The 1,562-nt window shown below is 36.2% G+C and carries 1 protein-coding gene; it reads left to right on the plus strand.

Annotated features, from left to right (window positions below):
• The first annotated feature begins 124 nt into the window (after positions 1-124).
• Positions 125-1,435, plus strand: coding sequence for an ISL3 family transposase (locus ACQV2O_RS08495; protein ID WP_428875562.1), 1,311 nt, complete (start codon positions 125-127; stop codon positions 1,433-1,435).
• Positions 1,436-1,562: the final 127 nt, after the last annotated feature.

Here is a 1,562-nt window from a genome sequence, read left to right on the forward strand (position 1 = left end):
GGTTCTATAATTTATAGGGTTGATGGCCGAAGGCCTCAACTCTATTTTTTACTTTAGGGTACAAAAAAGGACAGATCTCCTGTATATTATAAGCGACTAAACCACAATAAAGGAGAGCTGTCCCATGTCACACATTATATCATCTTTACTCGGATTAAACGATAAAAACATCACAATTAATGACCAAAAATTTTCAAAAATTTCGATTAAAGGCCGTTTATCTTTCTTATTAACAGGTCAATTAATAGAGCCTATTAGTCATTGCCCTTGTTGTGGACAATCAGCAATTAACTATTCAATCGTTAAAAATGGCTCTCGTACATCGCGCATTCAATTAATACCGATGGCAGGTTATCCCACTTATTTAGATTTAAAAAAACAGCGTTATTACTGTAAATCTTGTCACTCATCCTTTACCGCTCAAACGCCTGAAGTCGCTCGTCACTGTCATCTATCTAATCATTTGAAACGATATATCGCTGATCAGTTAACACATACGATATCAGAAACTTATATCGCTCAACTGGTGCATGTATCGATTCATACAGTCCGTCGTGTGACGAATCAAATGGCACAGCACCTTCAATTCAAACCGCTACATTCCTTACCACAACACCTTTGTTTTGATGAATTTAAAAGTGTTCGAACGATTGATGCTGCGATGAGTTTCATTTACTGTGACGCTAAAACGCATCGATTAGTTGATTTGTTCTTTGATCGCAAACAGTCTTCATTAATCCGTTATTTTCAACAATTTCCGTTGGAAACCCGTCAATCGGTTCAAACGATAACGATTGATATGTACCGACCGTATATGGATTTAATTCAAAAAGTTTTTCCAAAAGCACAAATTATTATTGATAAATTCCATCTCATTCAAGCTTTAAATCGTGAGCTGAATCGGACACGAATTCATGTGATGAACACCTTCCGAAACAAAGACAATCGACTGTACAATAAACATAAACGCTACTGGCGCCTAATCATGACACCAAGAAATAAATTACACACCACTACTTATCAGCGCTATCGATTATTTGATTGGATCACAAACACCAGTGGTATCGTTGATTATTTATTAGCATCAAGTAGCGAATTAAAAGTCACTTACGAGGTCGTTCATCATTTAAGAGAAGCCCTTCAAGACCTTCGAATCGATCGATTTGAGTTTTGGGTCAACTATGGCCTAACATTACCCGTTTCAAAAAAATTAAAGACCGTTTTAAGAACCTTTAGACGCTATCACACTTTTATTCAAAACACCTTTAACTATTCAACCTTAACGAATGGCCCAATTGAAGGGCTAAACAATAAAATCAAGGTGCTGAAACGAAATGCCTATGGCTATCGTAATTATTCACATTTTAAAAATAGAATTTTATTGATGATGCGCTTATACTTGCCCAATCAATCATCTACGTCGGTTGCTTTTTGACAATTTATCTCATAATAAAACCGGTCGATCATTCATGCGCTTATAATAATTGTTGATCTGTAAAAAAAGAGGTGAAGTAACCAGTCGGTTACCTCACCTACTCATCAACCCTATTTGACAAAGAGCC

The organism is Facklamia sp. P13055, from assembly GCF_050409445.1.
In the GTDB taxonomy this organism is placed as follows: Bacteria; Bacillota; Bacilli; order Lactobacillales; family Aerococcaceae; genus Facklamia.